This window comes from Salinivibrio costicola subsp. alcaliphilus, from assembly GCF_001996185.1.
In the GTDB taxonomy this organism is placed as follows: Bacteria; Pseudomonadota; Gammaproteobacteria; order Enterobacterales; family Vibrionaceae; genus Salinivibrio; species Salinivibrio costicola.
Window position 1 is genome coordinate 1 of record NZ_MUFR01000053.1, and the last position, 15,078, is coordinate 15,078.

A 15,078-nucleotide genomic window follows, 5' to 3' on the forward strand; every position below is an offset into this window, starting at 1 on the left:
GGCGTTGGCATAATCGCTCCTATAAACATTTAATTATTAAGCACAGCCTATTCACTGTGGTAATGGTCATATTGCGAAAAGCATGCCAAGTTTTATTTTGTTATTTTACAGATGCTTACTGATTACCTTGGCAACTTCTTGCTCGACCGCAAGCAAGAAGTTGCCAAGCTGAGCAAAAAGTTGCTTGGGGAGAAACTTTCGCCAGACTGCTATTTTTAGCCTGACCATACGAATCTAAGAGCTATTAAAAGTAGGCAACATCAAAACGGCAGCTCTTTCACTGCCGTTATTGTCGGTTTTGCGGGTAATCACGATATTCTGACCGATTAATGCGCGGTGAGCGAAGCGTGATCATCGCCATGAGTTTCTGCGTGATAGCTGATGAATAGCCCGATCGTGGCGAGTGTGCCGAGTATCAGCATGATCGCCCCCAGAGAGAGTTGACTTGCCACGCCCAACTGACTTGCCACCAAGGTGACTACCCCTGCCAAAAGGTTTTGTGTACCGCCTAAAATCGCGCCGGCGGTTCCGGCATGATGAGGGAACGGGCTAATTGCACCGGTGCTTGCTGCGGGAAACAGAATGCCTGCTCCGGCAAAGTAAACACAGCCACCGCCAATCAATGCATAAAGTGACACCTCACCCATTAGGCCAGGTAAGGTGATCAATCCTGCCCCCATCAGAGCGAGGACGCTGCCCAGTGCCAACGTGGCATAATAGCCCAGGCTGTCGGCGAATCGGCTCGATAGTCCCGCCCCCACTAAGTAAGCAGGAAGTGGTACCACAAAAAGCAAACTAATCATACGCGGTGATAACGCCATGGTATCGGACATAATTACACCTGCCGCTGCTTCAAACAGAGAGACACCGGCAAACACAGTCACGAGGCAAAGCAGATAGCCTCTAAAGCGACGTGAGCCCATAACATGGCGGTAACGTGTACCAAAGTGACCGGGTTGACGTGACTCACGTGGCAATGTTTCGGTAAATCGCAGCGTCATGATCGCATACACGGCAATGCCTAGTAGGAGCAAGAAAAAGTAGCTCGCGCGCCAGTTTAATGCTTCGGTTAAAAATCCCCCGAGTAGCGGCGCAAGTAAGGGAGAGAAAATCAGTCCCATACTGACAAGGCTATTAGCGCGGTGCAGTTTAGCACCAGAAAAACAGTCTCGCGGGAGTGTACGCGCCATGGCGCCGCCACAGCCAATGCCAGCACCTTGAACGACGCTGCCAATCAAAAAACCGTTAAATGAGCTCACCAGTAAGGTTACGCCTGTACCCACTAAAAATAGTACCAGGCCGGCCAATATCACGGGTTTACGCCCTACTCGGTCAGACACGGCACCATAAATGAACTGCGATAATCCGTACGGAATCAAATAACAGGCCATAACTGCTTGTAACCGTGACGGTGACACCGCAAAGTCCGTCGCCATCACGCCAATAGAAGGTACATACATGGTTTGGGTCATTTGCCCAACCGCTGCCAACATCACGATCAATAGCAATAGCTTGCCCATAGGCATTGCCGAGGACATACCAACACTCCTAAAAATTATTATGCGAAATAAACATTGAAAAACGAAACAAGATTGAGGTTAAGGACATAACCTCCGAGAACACCTTGTTTATGATGAGGGAATGATAGGCTTTGCAGGCAAGGTAAGCAATCGACGTTTAGCCTCACCACCCCGATTCTTTGTTATATTAAAGATTAGTTTATCTAATCCTAAATCCAGCGACGCACCTGTGCTTTGTAGGCTTCAAATTCATCGGGCCATTGGCTCAACAAGCGATACTCTTCGGCAGGAATAAATGTGGCAGACAAGTAAGCCATAAAAGCAGGGATCATCCCCCAGCACCATAGCGCATTAAAGTAGAACCCGGCGGCAACAATGATCAATATCATCGCCAAGTACATTGGGTTACGGCTATAAGCGTAGATGCCTGTAGTGACCAGCGCGGAGGGGGCTTGTAGCGGATCGACAGTGGTGTGATGACGATGAAACGCCCATTTCGCCGCCAGCAATAGCCCTAAGGCAACGACAAACGGTGCAATCGCCCAGCTGGGGCTGCCTAGCTTAATATCAAAAGGAAAGTAATACGTTAATGCAAGCCCGCCGCCAATTGCCGCTAACATGGCAACGGGAGGTAAAGGGGGAAAGAGATAACGCCAAGCCGGTACACGCATAACTCGTCCTTGAGTGATGACTGATATAATACCGAAACTCTAACCAAAAAAGGCAGCCACTGTCACTGCCTTTTTGCCAAATTACGAGGCGTTAACGCTTAATATTCAGTCTTGCTCAAGATTGAGACGATGCTTGCCGTGTTCGATCTTGGCTTTCAGATAATTACGGTTACCATCTTTAAGGTGGGCTTTGGTGCCAATCACTTCTTTTAAGGTGATACCTGCGGCTTGTAATTCTTCGATTTTTTTCGGGTTATTGGTCACTAAGCGGATGCAATCAATATTAAGCGCTTTGAGCATTTGCGCCGCTTCGGTAAACTCTCGCAGATCGTCAGCAAAACCAAGGTGATTGTTGGCTTCGTAAGTTGTCATGCCTTCGCTTTGTAACTTATAGGCGTCTAACTTATTGTACAGACCAATTCCTCGTCCTTCTTGACGGAGGTACAAAATAATCCCGCCATCTTCACCCATTTTATGGATAGTTTCTTCTAGTTGTTCGCCGCAATCACAGCGTGAGGAGTGAAAGACATCGCCGGTTAGGCACTCAGAGTGCATACGTACTAGCGGTGGATTAGCCGTGTGATCGGCCTGCTTAAAGATCAGCGCGACGTGCTCTTGTTCGGATTGTAATCCATGGAAGGAAAGGATCTCTGCGGGGATCTCGCTTCCCACCCCGACTTTCAACGGCACTCGGGCCCTAACTTTAACCATTATGCGTTTATCTCTTACTGCTGATACCCGATTCAGGGCGCTAACATTACTACACCCACGATCGGATGCCAATGAGAAGATGTTATAATATAACACAAAAGGGTTATGTTATAACATTATATATTCAGATATTGAGTGTGTTTATTGTAACCGGCGCACCACAACGGCAGGATTACCCGCGACAATAGAGAAAGGCTCAATGTCTGTATCCACGACAGATCCTGCTTCAATCACGACCCCCTCACCGATTGCAATGCCCGCTTTAATCACCGTATTGCCTTCAATAATGACGTTGTTACCAATAATCACATCTTGAGAAGACTCACACTCACCACGGGCAATATCTAGCGGTAATACGCGATGGCGGGTGGTATAGATCCCAACGTTCGGGCCAATGCTGACATTATCGCCAACGCTGACATGCGCGCCATCTAGAATCGTGCAATTGGGCCCGACACTGACATTACTGCCGATACTAATGTTCATACCGTAATGACAAAAGAAGGGCGCATCGATTTCGACGTTGTCACCGATATGCGCAAACAGTTTAGTGGTGACCACATTTAAGCTGGAGGCATCCTCTGGATCCAGTCGATTAAATTGTTGGCACAGTCGGCGCGCCGCATAACGAAACAACGTCAGTTCCTCATCGGCAGGACAGTACGGCAAGCCTCGCTGCATTTTTTCAAATTCCGTCATCCACCTATCCTTGATGCGGCATGGGAGCCGAGGTTGACTCAAACTCTGAGTTATCGACCGATGACAAGGCCACCAGCGCATCGCCATATTGATCTAGAAACTGATTACCCAATGTTAGGCCCAATTGATAATCCGCCTCCAAGGCTTCAGATTTGCTCAACAACGCACTGCTTTGCAGCGGCTCATTCGGCGCAATTTGTAGCACTTGCGCACGCGCAGGTGGGTTGGCCAAAAACTGTAGCTCACTTTGATAGCTTTGATAGTGGGTGGTGAACATTTTCAGCATGTCGGTACTGAGTGGCTTACCCGATAGCGATTGTAGCCGATAAATGGTGTCACCACCGAACAGCCAGCGTCCGCCATTTTGCATCGCCTTCTCTCTCATACTGTCTTTCACTCGACTGACCCACTGCTCTCGGCTCGACTTATAGCGTTCCGATAACTCTCCTAACTGCTTACTCAGCTCTTTTTGAAAGGTTTCAAACCGCGCTAGTCGATATTTTTCTTCAAAGTTAGTGAGGTAATCCGCGATTTTAAACTGGGGTTTGTGGGTTTCAAATCGTGCTCGCAGTGTTTCAAGAAAGCGACCGCTATCATCGACGCGTTTTTCCTGTTCTACATCAGGCTCTGTACGGATCACCACAATGATATCCGCGCCGCGCGCAAACGCTTCTTTCGCTGGGATTGCAGCAGTTACGCCACCATCGACGTACCGGTGTTCGTTGATATTAACCGGGTGTGGATACAACAGTGGAATGGCACAGGTTGCCTTAAGCGCATCAGGCCAATTATCTTCTGTGAGCGAGAAAAAGGCAGGTTTCAAGATATCGACATCGGTTGCACACGCATAGGCATATCGATTTTGCAGGTGACGACGTGCCGTCTCCATGTCCAATGCCGTCTCTTTTCCGGGTAGCGCGGTCTCTAGTGCCCAATCAAGATCCATATGATGCTGACGCCGCACATACTTCATTAAGTGGAAGAAGCGTTCTTGGGTCGTCAGCTGGGTAATAAATCGGTAGCCATATTGGTATTGTTGGCAGACATACGCGCTCATATTGAGCGCCCCAGCGGACGTACCATAATAGTGCTCGAACGGATCAAAGTGGCGAGTCAAAAATGCGTCGATGACACCCGCCGTAAAAATACCGCGCTGCCCACCTCCTTGCAGGACCAAGGAAATTCTTTGCGGTCGCGAAGGCTGGCTCTTATTTAAACCGATAGCCTGCGTATCGGCCGCAAACATCTTAGGTTGTACGGCTTGCTTGCTGTCTACCACACTCGCCCCTTACGAGCACACTCACGTTATGCATCTGTTTTTATTGAACGATGCCGCATAGTCTAACGCGTCGTGTAACGCTGCGCTAGCGCTTACCCCGTTACGGATGAGTGAGCGTGTTTCAGTAAGCATCTAACCTGACACTTATCTACATTGTTCACTTTTACCCCATCACTGCCACCGCAGCGAAGGTAAATATCATGCCTAGCGCACAACCTGCGGTGATTAACGCGTAGCCCAATGTGGTGTTCATCGCCTGACTCCTTACTGTTTACGTTTTTAATTTTGTTACCGGGTTAGCTGGTTCGCTAGTTAGCTCACCAACAGTATAAAACCTGGTTAAGTGTGCGCCTTTATGGGCTGCAATTCTGCTATCAGGATCATGTTTCATCACGCTGTGGCACAATAAAAGCGCTTGTTAATGCTGTTTTTTTCGTCAATTAACGTCCACCACCAAATAACCATGAATCACCACCTATTGATAAAAAAGATAGTTCTTTTCACTAGAGAACAACAAAATTTTATCATCAACAACTGTCAAAGCGTCATTATTGCAGGTTAACCCCCATCTTTTTGCTAACTTGTTGGTTTTAAGGCTATTGATTTAGTCTCTTGCTGTGCTTAATGTGCAAAGACTGCCCGCTTTAGATAAAAAAATCAACATTCGGGCAACAGGACGTTAAAAATCAATATTGCGGGAATGTGCTATTTCTTTCATATCGGCCAAAAAACGCAGCATCACAACACTGCGGGCTTGGATAAGCGCAAGAAGGGCAATTCGCAAAGGAGTAAGTAGATATGCAAAGAGAACAATGGGGCTCACGGGCTGGGTTTATCCTCGCTGCCGTTGGGTCAGCAGTCGGCCTAGGGAATATTTGGCGATTCCCCTATATGGCGTATGAGAACGGTGGCGGTGCCTTTTTTATCCCTTACCTTTTCGCCATGCTCACTGCCGGTATTCCATTTATGATCATGGAGTTTGGTTTAGGGAAAAAATTACGTGGCTCATCGCCCGTGGTTTTCTCAAAACTCAACACCAAGTTTGAGTGGCTCGGTTGGTTCCAAGTCTTGATTGCTGCAACGATTGGGATCTACTACGTCGCGGTCATTGGTTGGGCCATTTCGTACTTTGGCTTCTCATTTGGACAAGATTGGGGCACAGATACCAACGCCTTCTTCTTTGCAGATTACCTAAAGCTGGGTGAAAACTCGCCCACTAATTTGGGTGATTGGCAATGGCATATTGCGATTCCGATGATCATTGCGTGGGCAATCACGTTTGCTGCCGTATTCCGTGGCGTAAAAGGCGGGATCGAAAAGGCGAGCAAAATCATGATGCCACTGTTGTTTATCATGGTGCTGCTGCTAATTGGCCGTGTGGTGATGTTACCGGGCGCGCTTGATGGGCTTAACTACTTGTTTTCGCCAGACTTTAGCAAACTGACAGATGCCAGTGTTTGGTCCGCTGCTTACGGGCAGATTTTCTTCACTCTCTCTGTCGGCTTTGCCATCATGCTCGCTTACTCAAGCTATTTACCTGAGAAATCGGATGTGAATAATAACGCCTTAATGACGGTGTTGATTAACTGCGGCTTTTCGATTGTCGCGGGTGTGTTGATCTTCTCTATTCTCGGCTACATGGCCGCCGAACAGAGTAAGGGCATCACTGACGTCGTCAGCGGCGGTGTCGGCTTGGCCTTTGTCACTTTGCCAGCCGCAATTAATCTGTTGCCTATCCCTTATATTTTGGGTCCCTTGTTCTTCTTAGCGCTGGTGGTGGCAGGCTTAAGCTCGCATATCTCGATCATCGAGGCGGTTACATCATCGATCATGGATAAGTTGAATGTCACACGTCAAAAAGCGGCAATCGCGGTTTGTGGTGTGGGCTTTGTGGTCTCAATGGCGTTTGCTACCAACGGTGGCTTGTTGCTGCTTGATTTAGTCGACTACTTTGTCAACAACGTTGCATTGTTAACCAGCTGCTTGCTTGAGCTAATTGTCGTAGGCTGGCTAGTGAAACTGTCTGACATCCGTCAATACGTGAATCGCGTATCTGAATTTAATGTGGGACAGTGGATGGAAATTTGTATCCGCTTTATCAGCCCGATTATGCTGGCCGTGATCTTGGTTAAAAACCTGATTGATACCTTTAACGACGGCTATGGTGGCTATGCGCAGTTCGAGCTACTAACCCTCGGTTGGGGCTTAGTGGCAGCCATGCTGGTTGTTGGCATTATTGTTAACAGCACAACCACACCCGCTCGTGATATGGAGACAGACGCATGACAACAGGTGCAATCGTAATGATGCTTATCGGTTTAGCGGTAACATGGGGCGGTGCCGCTCTGTGTATTCGTAAAGCGATGCAAAGTAATAGTGAATAAAATATGTGAAGCGCCTGCTGCAAGTAGGCGCTGTTTTGACAATACAAACACGCCTAACAGCCCTCAAGCTCGATATCGCTTGGGGGCTTTTTGTTAGTCGCTGATTAATTACACAAACTGCGGGGTTGTTTCTAGCATCTTAGCCACAAAGCACCGATAATGGACCGATCAAAATAGCAACGAGGACAAAAGCACTATGGCTTCAGCCAAACGCATCTTGGTGGTGGATGACGATGTTGAGATTCGTGAACTTCTTCAGGCTTATCTGGCGAAAGCCGGTTATGACGTAGTCACCGCGCAAAATGGTCATGAGATGCAATCTAAGCTGGCCGTGCAGTATCCCGACTTAATTCTTTTAGACGTCATGCTTCCGGGTGATGACGGCTTTACCTTATGTAAACGTATCCGCAAAGACTCGGGTGTCCCCATCATTATGCTCACGGCGGTGTCGGACGAGACGGATCAAATTGTCGGACTTGAGTTGGGCGCGGATGATTACATTGCAAAACCCTTTAGCCCTCGCCAACTGATTGCACGTATTCGCGCGTTACTGCGCCGTACTCAACAGTTACAAGAAACAACCTTGTCACGCCCAAAAGCAATCCGCTTTGGTCAGTGGCGTCTTGAGCCAGCTACGCAGCAGCTGCATCATGTTGTCACTGGGATGGAAATCGAGCTGTCTGCCTCTGACTACGCACTGCTCATGCTCTTTATCGACCACCCGCACCAGCTACTGGATCGTAACGCCATTAGTCAGGCAACACGCGGGCGAGATGCCCAAGCGCAAGAGCGTGGTATTGATGTTCAAGTCAGCCGTCTGCGTCAACGCTTACGCGATACCAGTAAAGCGAACCTAATTAAAACGGTACGTGGTGCAGGTTATATGTTTGTTGCCGAGATCCAGTATGAATCATGAATGGCTCGAAAAACTGATCCCACGCTCTCTGCTTTCCAGAACACTGCTGTTAACGCTACTATCGGTGGTCTTGGCACAAGGGATTGCGACATCAATCTGGTATACTCAGTCGAAGCGAACCCAGCTAGAGGGATTAGAATCCGCATCGGCGAGTTTAGCCAACATGTTTGCATCAACTACCACCTTTTTTCAGTCTTTACCCGTGGCGTATCGTCATGTCGCATTGAATCAGTTGCGTAATATGGGTGGCACGCGGTTTTTTGTTTCATTCAATAAAGAAAAAATTCACATCACGCCGATCGAAGACACGCAAGCCAAACAGGTTGCTATCGATACCGTATCAGGCATTCTTCATCAACAACTGCCGGCGTTAAACACCATCGAGGTTGATTTTTCTCGCCCTGAAACATTGCGGGTGCTGAATAACGATATTTTATTGCAAGATTTGCCCAAGTCTTGGGCACATCACACCTTAAGCTTAGAGCCACTCAATCCACCTATTCTGGTGGTGCAAATGGAGCTTAAAACCGGTGAATGGGTTTATATCGCTGCCCTACTTCCTGCGCCCTATGTGACCCTCGATGATACGCTGATCACCGCCGATCAAGTGGTCTTTATCGTGGTCATTACCGCTTTGCTGCTATTTTTTACCTACATCTTAATTCGTCAACAAGCTCGACCGCTAAAGCGATTAGCAAAGGCCGCTAATTTATTCAGTACTGACATTGAGCAACCCCCGCTTAAAGAAGAAGGCGCGGCTGAAATTGCGATTGTGACCCGAGCCTTCAACCGGATGCAACGACGCTTACAACGCCATCTACGCGAGCGGGAAACCCTTTTTCGCTCGATGTCGCATGATTTAAAAACCCCTATCACGCGGTTACGCCTGCGCGCGGAGCTGATCGACGATGAGGTACAAACGGCAAAATTAAATAAAGACTTGGACGATCTTGAAATGATGGTGAAAGGCGCGGTTCAAACCGTGCGTGATACCGATATTCACGAGAATATGGCCGCGATTGATGTGATCGACTTTTTAGCGATGATTGTTGAACCCCACAACCAAACCAGAATGCGGGTGCAGATTGAAAGCGATGCCGTGCCGCCATTTACCTGTAAACCGCTCGCGTTTAAACGTTGCCTATCCAATTTAATTGATAACGGGGTTAAGTATGGCGAAAAAGTAACCATTTATGTTATGGACGCGACGCACACCTTAGATATCACCTTGATCGATGAAGGCCCTGGTATTCCAGAAGAAGCACTCACGTCAGTGTTCGATCCCTATGTGCGCTTGCATGATGACAGTGACGGCTCGGGCTTAGGCCTTGGGATCGCCAGAGATATCATTCATGCCCATGGTGGTGATATGGTGCTCAGTAATCATCGTGAGGGTGGATTACAAGTTGATATCAGTTTCCCGCGGGTAGAAGAATAATGCGTCGAACAACACGATTTTTATCGGGTACGCTGCTTGCGTACAGTTTGTTAGCCTACAGCGTTAGCGCCGCTGCAAGCAAGGTTGAAGTGCTTCACTGGTGGACCTCAGCCGGAGAGGCCAAAGCCGCCTCGGTATTACGTCAGGGCATGGAGCGACAAGGCTATCAATGGCAAGATTTTGCGGTAGGAGGTCGCGCTGGGATCAGTGCGATGAATACACTGAGAATTCGTGCGATTAGTGGCAATCCACCTTTGGCCGCACAAATCAAAGGCCCAGAGATCACGGAGTGGGCGAGACTCGGTTTTTTGCGTAATCTTAATAATATTGCTGATGCCGAGCAGTGGGAAGCCAAGATCCCTGCGCCACTTCGAGATGTGATGCAGTATCAAGGCAATTACGTCGCCGCGCCCATTAATATCCACCGAGTAAATTGGCTATGGATTAACTTACGTGCGTTTGAGGCCGCGGATGCTGATATCCCGACCGACTTTGATAGCTTTTTTATTGCGGCAGATAAACTTAAACAGGCAGGCTATGTTCCCCTTGCCCTGGGCGGAGAGCCCTGGCAAGTGGCGACGCTGTTTGACAGCTTGGCCCTGTCCGTCATGGGACCACAACTTTATCAGCGGGCGTTTCTTAATTTCGAACGCAACGCATTACTGAGTGACGGCGTCATTGAAGCGTTCCGTTTACTCGCCAAAATGCGCAAATATGTCGATGACAAGGGTCAAGGCCGAAACTGGAGCGATACCACGCAGCTGCTGATTAATAATCAGGCAGGCATGCAAGTAATGGGAGATTGGGCGAAAGGTGAATTTTTCGCAGCTAATCAGCAAGAAGGCAAGGCGTTTACCTGTGTTGCCGTCCCTGGCACTAAACACGCGTTTAGCTATAACGTCGACAGCTTTGTGTTTTTTAAACCCAACAATGAAAACGAGCGGCAAAGCCAGGCGGATATAGCGTCGTATTTATTGACACCGCAATTTCAACGCGATTTTAATCGTTATAAAGGCTCTTTGCCGATCCGATTTGATGTGCCATTGCCTGAGGATGATCATTGCGCCCACGCATCGCGCGATGCGTTTCTTTATGCGCAAGAACACGGCACCTTAAGCCCGAGTATGTCACATGGACTGTCGACCACACGCTATGTGCAAAGTGCCATTTTTGATGTGATTGACGAGTTTTTCTACGACCCGAAGCAAACCCCGCGTGAGGCCGCAGAAGCACTCTATCGGGCGATCTTATCGGCGCAAGCATGATCACACCTTGCGGTCTAACTCGCCATGATTAAAACGCACAAGGAACAAAGGCTATGTCACTGGCAAGCTCAGTATGATCGGTGAACACATAGTCAAATTGCTTGAGCGTTTTCACTTTCACCGGCGCACTGCGCTGCCATTTTGAACCATCAGCCACCAGCCAACGCGCGGTGGCGGCTTCCAACATGGTGTCACTGACATCGGCTTCATCCGGGGAAAACTCGCAGGCCCACCCTTCTTCACTCACCGCCGCACAACCAATAATGGCAATATCGGCTTGAAAGCGGGATAAAAACTGAATCACCGAATGGCCCACCATATCTTGATCGTTGGCCCGTAACTTTCCGCCGGCCAGCCAAATTTCCAGGTCAGAATTAGCGCCGAGAATGTGGGCGATTTGTACGTTGTTGGTTATCACCCGAAGATCACGTCGGGTGAGTAACTGTTCGGCAATCGCCGAGACGGTCGTGCCAATGCCTAACATCACGGTGGCCCCGTCAGGAATACGCTCGGCGACAGCCTGCGCAATCGCAGTTTTAATCCCACGATGGCGTTCAAGCCGGCGCTGATAGTCACTGTTTGCCTGTGCGGAGGGCATATTGATCCCACCATGATGACGACGGGCGAGCCCCAACGCACAAAGCTGATTAATATCGCGACGGATAGTCTGCGTAGTCACGGAAAAATGCGCGGCCAAGTGGTCAGTTTCTAAATGTTCGACATCGGCTAATTGGCTGAGAATATCTCGCTGTCGCCAGTTTAATCCCAAATCGTTAGTCACCAACACTCCCTCCTTATTTTTCAATTTGTCGATATCAACTTATCGATAAATAACGCTCAGGGGCGTCGGTGATCATCATGTCCACTCCCCACTCCCATAAAGGTGCCACGGTGTGCGGATCATTAGGGGTGTAACACTTCAATGCTAAACCTGAATCTTTAACGGATTTTGCTTTCTCTTGGGTGAGGTGGCGATAGTTGCAGTGAATGCTAAGTGTGGCTAAATCGCGAAACTCATGCCAATTGTCAGGGATGGTTTCCCATAAGATCGCCCGGGCGAGGCTCGGTTTTTGATCGCGACAATACCGCAACGCATCCAAAGAGAAAGACGAGATTAAGACCTGCCGCTCATTCACAGGGCTTGTCGATAAACAATCAAATACCGCGTCGCATAATGCAGCAATATCGGTATCGGCATAGGTTTTTATCTCAAGGTTAAGGTGCAGCTCATCGTGATGAACTTGTGCCAATACGGCCGCTAATGTCGGCACTCGTTGTTGAGCAAAGTCAGCTGAAAAGTGGCTTCCCGCATCCAATTGCTGTAAATCGACTAAGGCGGTGTCTTTCAACACCCCTTTCCCATTCGTGCACCGGGATAACGTTTGATCATGAAAGACTACAGGAATGCCGTCTTGGGTTAATTGCACATCCACTTCCACCCAACTTAAGCCGAGTTCACGCACGCGGGCGATCGACGCTAAAGTATTTTCAGGCGCTTGAGCGGCGACGCCCCGGTGACCACATAATTTCTGAGGTGATACCGGAGTAGATGATAAAACTGACTTTTCGGGCTCGGTTTTCATATGAACATCTCTTTATCTTAAATAAATCTATTGTAAGCCAACCAGGACTTCATTTCTCCCCGTTAAAGGTGACAGATTTGTTACATTGCTATTACCTTTGATTTCATGCTTTTCATTGATAAAATACGCTTTAATTAACATTTTTTTCACGGCCAACGAGATCGCGGTCAAAAGTCATACAATTGTCATCTCCCTTTTCGGTGAGGTTCATATTATGTTCATTTTTGTTCATTAAGTTGCCAGATGAACATTACCTCATCCTCAAAAGGAGTAACGCATGAAAACCCAACGCTTAACCGCGCTTTCTTCGGCCTTGTTGTTGGCCTCGTTTTCCGCCAACGCTGCAACCGAAATTGAATGGTGGCACGCAATGGGCGGAAATCTCGGTGAAAAAGTGAATGAAATGGCCGAGAAGTTCAATGCCAGTCAGGACGACTACACAGTGAAGCCCGTTTATAAGGGCAACTATACCGAAACCATGACGGGGGCGGTCTCTGCCTTCCGCGCCAACAAACAACCTCATATCGTGCAAGTGTTTGAGGTAGGCACGGCGACCATGATGTCTGCAAAAGGCGCCATTTACCCAGTGTATGAGTTAATGCAAGACGCCAAAGTACCGTTCGACCAGTCTGATTATCTCTCTTCTGTGACCGGCTACTACTCAGACGAAAATGGCAACATGTTGTCTATGCCGTTTAACAGCTCAACACCGGTGCTTTATTACAACAAAGATTTGTTCGCCAAAGCGGGAGTGACACCACCTAAGACTTGGGAAGAGGTCGAGCAAGTATCAGAAAAGCTTCTCGCCAATGGCACCCAGTGTGGCTTCACCACCGGCTGGCAGTCTTGGGTACAAATCGAAAACCTCGGCGCACGTCATAATACCCCGATTGCCACTAATGATAACGGCTTTAGCAGTGTGGATAACGAAATGCTGATTAACCAATCACCTTTCGTTGATCACATTGCCAAAATGGCAGACTGGCAACAAGCTGGGATCTTTGAGTATGGCGGCCGTCGCTCTGACAGTGCACCACTTTTTTATAGTGGTGAGTGTGCCATGTATATGAACTCTTCAGCGTCCTATGCGGGCGTGCGTGAGAGCGTGAAAGACTTTGAGTTTGGTGTTGCCAAGCTGCCTTACTGGGATAAAGCCGTTGAGCAGCCAAGAAATACGATTATTGGCGGCGCCACGCTTTGGGTTCTGCAAGGTCATGAATCAGAAGAGTACAAGGGCGTTGCTCAGTTCTTCTCGTTCTTATCAAAACCAGAGATCCAAGCTGATTGGCACCAATTTACTGGCTATCTGCCGATCACTCACGGTGCGTATGAGCTAAGTAAAAAGCAAGGCTTTTACGCTAAGAACCCGGGGACAGATGTCGCGATTAATCAGATGACAGAAGTGGAGCCCACCCCTGCATCGAAAGGTATTCGTTTGGGTAACTTCGTGCAAATTCGCGATGTGATCAACGAAGAGCTTGAAACTGTCTGGTCGGGTGATAAGTCAGCGCAAGAAGCGTTGGATGAGGCCGTTGAACGTGCGAACGGATTGCTCGCTAAGTTTGCTAAAGCGAACAAATAATTACGCCTTGTATTATGGAGCGGTGCGCTGAGCCCGCTCTTTTTATTGAGAAAGTCTATGTCCAATAAACCCACATTTAACCACAGTGCGTTTCCCATTTTATTACTCGCACCGCAACTGCTCATTACGTTTGTTTTCTTTATTTGGCCAGCAGCACAAGCGGTCTGGCAGTCGATGCTACTTGAAGATCCCTTTGGGCTCAGTACCGAGTTCGTCGGTGCTGACAATTTTATCGCCCTCATTGGTGATACAAGCTATTACAGTAGCTTTTTCACTACGCTGTTTTTTAGTTTTTCAGTCGCCGCTATTGCTCTTCTCTCGGCATTAGTGCTCGCGGTGATGGCCGATCGTGTGATCAAAGGCGCGACGGGCTATAAAACCTTATTGGTTTGGCCTTATGCGGTTGCTCCCGCTGTCGCTGGGGTGCTCTGGCTATTTATGTTCAACCCCACCGTGGGTGTACTGGCCCATGCGCTTGAAGCCATTGGGCTCGATTGGAATCCCTTTATTCATTCTGGGGATGCCATGACCATGGTCATTATTGCCGCCACCTGGAAGCAGATCAGCTATAACTTTTTGTTCTTTCTTGCAGGATTACAGTCGATCCCACGATCATTGATTGAAGCGGCCGCGATTGACGGGGCTGGACCGGGGAAACGGTTTGTGACCATTATTTTTCCGCTGCTGTCACCCACGTCATTCTTTCTATTGGTTGTTAACTTGGTATACGCCTTCTTCGAGACGTTCGGCGTTATTCACGCTATGACCCAAGGCGGGCCAGGTCAATCGACAACCACGCTGGTTTATAAAGTTTACGCCGATGGCTTTGTTGGGCTCGATATGGGCTCATCCGCGGCCCAGTCGGTGGTGCTGATGATCTTGGTCGGTGCATTAACCGTGATTCAGTTTAAATATGTTGAAAAGAAGGTGGCCTATACCCGTGATCATTGAAGATGCTTGATTTTACGTAGAAACAGGATCATGATTCCTACCTATGAAAGTGACTTTAACCAAACAGCAGAAGCTTGAA

At 48.4% G+C, this 15,078-nt stretch carries 14 protein-coding genes; 7 read left to right on the top strand and 7 right to left on the bottom strand.

The annotated features are described in order from the left end of the window. Window positions 1–326: 326 nt before the first annotated feature. From emrD to BZJ21_RS13945, 5 genes are all read right to left on the bottom strand, one after another. Window positions 327–1,538, bottom strand: a complete 1,212-nt coding sequence (gene emrD, locus BZJ21_RS13925; RefSeq protein WP_021023755.1) for a multidrug efflux MFS transporter EmrD — start codon at window positions 1,536–1,538, stop codon at window positions 327–329. A gap of 191 nt (window positions 1,539–1,729) precedes the next feature. Beyond that, window positions 1,730–2,191 (bottom strand): methyltransferase family protein, encoded by a 462-nt coding sequence (locus tag BZJ21_RS13930; RefSeq protein ID WP_077461157.1) that lies wholly within the window; start codon window positions 2,189–2,191, stop codon window positions 1,730–1,732. Between the two features lie 105 nt (window positions 2,192–2,296). Continuing rightward, window positions 2,297–2,902 carry a GTP cyclohydrolase II gene (locus BZJ21_RS13935; RefSeq protein ID WP_021023753.1) on the bottom strand — a complete coding sequence of 202 codons (606 nt, stop codon included), beginning with the start codon at window positions 2,900–2,902 and terminating at the stop codon, window positions 2,297–2,299. A 141-nt stretch (window positions 2,903–3,043) separates the two neighbouring features. After that, entirely contained in the window at window positions 3,044–3,601 is a 558-nt protein-coding gene (locus BZJ21_RS13940; protein WP_077670086.1) for a sugar O-acetyltransferase, read from the bottom strand. A gap of 4 nt (window positions 3,602–3,605) precedes the next feature. Beyond that, on the bottom strand, window positions 3,606–4,880 hold the full coding sequence (locus BZJ21_RS13945) for a patatin-like phospholipase family protein (protein ID WP_236719571.1): 1,275 nt from the start codon (window positions 4,878–4,880) through the stop codon (window positions 3,606–3,608). Window positions 4,881–5,678: 798 nt separating this feature from the next. On the opposite strand from BZJ21_RS13945, the gene BZJ21_RS13950 reads away from it, so the two are divergent. The 5 genes from BZJ21_RS13950 to BZJ21_RS13965 all read left to right on the top strand — a co-directional run bounded on the left by BZJ21_RS13950 (window position 5,679) and on the right by BZJ21_RS13965 (window position 10,883). Beyond that, complete coding sequence (locus BZJ21_RS13950) at window positions 5,679–7,166, top strand: sodium-dependent transporter (protein ID WP_077670087.1); 1,488 nt, start codon at window positions 5,679–5,681, stop codon at window positions 7,164–7,166. After that, on the top strand, window positions 7,163–7,264 hold the full coding sequence (locus BZJ21_RS16155) for a MetS family NSS transporter small subunit (RefSeq protein WP_021023748.1): 102 nt from the start codon (window positions 7,163–7,165) through the stop codon (window positions 7,262–7,264). Before BZJ21_RS13950 ends, BZJ21_RS16155 begins: the two co-directional genes overlap by 4 nt. Before the next feature lie 196 nt (window positions 7,265–7,460). Further along, entirely contained in the window at window positions 7,461–8,180 is a 720-nt protein-coding gene (locus BZJ21_RS13955; protein WP_021023747.1) for a response regulator, read from the top strand. Further along, window positions 8,170–9,618: an ATP-binding protein gene (locus tag BZJ21_RS13960; protein ID WP_077461154.1), complete on the top strand. Its 1,449-nt coding sequence runs from the start codon at window positions 8,170–8,172 to the stop codon at window positions 9,616–9,618. The genes BZJ21_RS13955 and BZJ21_RS13960 overlap by 11 nt, the downstream gene beginning before the upstream one ends. Beyond that, entirely contained in the window at window positions 9,618–10,883 is a 1,266-nt protein-coding gene (locus tag BZJ21_RS13965; protein ID WP_077670088.1) for an ABC transporter substrate-binding protein, read from the top strand. Before BZJ21_RS13960 ends, BZJ21_RS13965 begins: the two co-directional genes overlap by 1 nt. A gap of 28 nt (window positions 10,884–10,911) precedes the next feature. Here the strand turns inward: BZJ21_RS13965 and BZJ21_RS13970 are convergent, their stop codons facing one another. Both BZJ21_RS13970 and BZJ21_RS13975 read right to left on the bottom strand, forming a co-directional pair. Next, window positions 10,912–11,652, bottom strand: a complete 741-nt coding sequence (locus tag BZJ21_RS13970) for a DeoR/GlpR family DNA-binding transcription regulator (RefSeq protein WP_077646747.1) — start codon at window positions 11,650–11,652, stop codon at window positions 10,912–10,914. Window positions 11,653–11,698: 46 nt separating this feature from the next. After that, window positions 11,699–12,466 carry a glycerophosphodiester phosphodiesterase family protein gene (locus tag BZJ21_RS13975; RefSeq protein WP_077670089.1) on the bottom strand — a complete coding sequence of 256 codons (768 nt, stop codon included), beginning with the start codon at window positions 12,464–12,466 and terminating at the stop codon, window positions 11,699–11,701. 277 nt (window positions 12,467–12,743) lie between these two features. Here BZJ21_RS13975 and ugpB point away from each other — a divergent pair, with 277 nt between their 5' ends. Beyond that, window positions 12,744–14,048: a sn-glycerol-3-phosphate ABC transporter substrate-binding protein UgpB gene (gene ugpB, locus BZJ21_RS13980; RefSeq protein WP_077576035.1), complete on the top strand. Its 1,305-nt coding sequence runs from the start codon at window positions 12,744–12,746 to the stop codon at window positions 14,046–14,048. 57 nt (window positions 14,049–14,105) lie between these two features. Beyond that, window positions 14,106–14,999 (top strand): sn-glycerol-3-phosphate ABC transporter permease UgpA, encoded by an 894-nt coding sequence (ugpA, locus tag BZJ21_RS13985; RefSeq protein ID WP_077670090.1) that lies wholly within the window; start codon window positions 14,106–14,108, stop codon window positions 14,997–14,999. The last annotated feature ends 79 nt before the right edge of the window (window positions 15,000–15,078 follow it).

Bases quoted from the DNA above. Each gene is read 5' to 3' on its own strand.
- BZJ21_RS13940 (WP_077670086.1), bottom strand. From the start codon at position 3,601: ATGACGGAATTTGAAAAAATGCAGCGAGGCTTGCCGTACTGTCCTGCC.
- ugpA (WP_077670090.1), top strand. From the start codon at position 14,106: ATGTCCAATAAACCCACATTTAACCACAGTGCGTTTCCCATTTTATTA.
- BZJ21_RS13975 (WP_077670089.1), bottom strand. From the start codon at position 12,466: ATGAAAACCGAGCCCGAAAAGTCAGTTTTATCATCTACTCCGGTATCA.
- BZJ21_RS13935 (WP_021023753.1), bottom strand. From the start codon at position 2,902: ATGGTTAAAGTTAGGGCCCGAGTGCCGTTGAAAGTCGGGGTGGGAAGC.
- BZJ21_RS13950 (WP_077670087.1), top strand. From the start codon at position 5,679: ATGCAAAGAGAACAATGGGGCTCACGGGCTGGGTTTATCCTCGCTGCC.
- ugpB (WP_077576035.1), top strand. From the start codon at position 12,744: ATGAAAACCCAACGCTTAACCGCGCTTTCTTCGGCCTTGTTGTTGGCC.
- emrD (WP_021023755.1), bottom strand. From the start codon at position 1,538: ATGTCCTCGGCAATGCCTATGGGCAAGCTATTGCTATTGATCGTGATG.
- BZJ21_RS16155 (WP_021023748.1), top strand. From the start codon at position 7,163: ATGACAACAGGTGCAATCGTAATGATGCTTATCGGTTTAGCGGTAACA.
- BZJ21_RS13930 (WP_077461157.1), bottom strand. From the start codon at position 2,191: ATGCGTGTACCGGCTTGGCGTTATCTCTTTCCCCCTTTACCTCCCGTT.
- BZJ21_RS13960 (WP_077461154.1), top strand. From the start codon at position 8,170: ATGAATCATGAATGGCTCGAAAAACTGATCCCACGCTCTCTGCTTTCC.
- BZJ21_RS13955 (WP_021023747.1), top strand. From the start codon at position 7,461: ATGGCTTCAGCCAAACGCATCTTGGTGGTGGATGACGATGTTGAGATT.
- BZJ21_RS13965 (WP_077670088.1), top strand. From the start codon at position 9,618: ATGCGTCGAACAACACGATTTTTATCGGGTACGCTGCTTGCGTACAGT.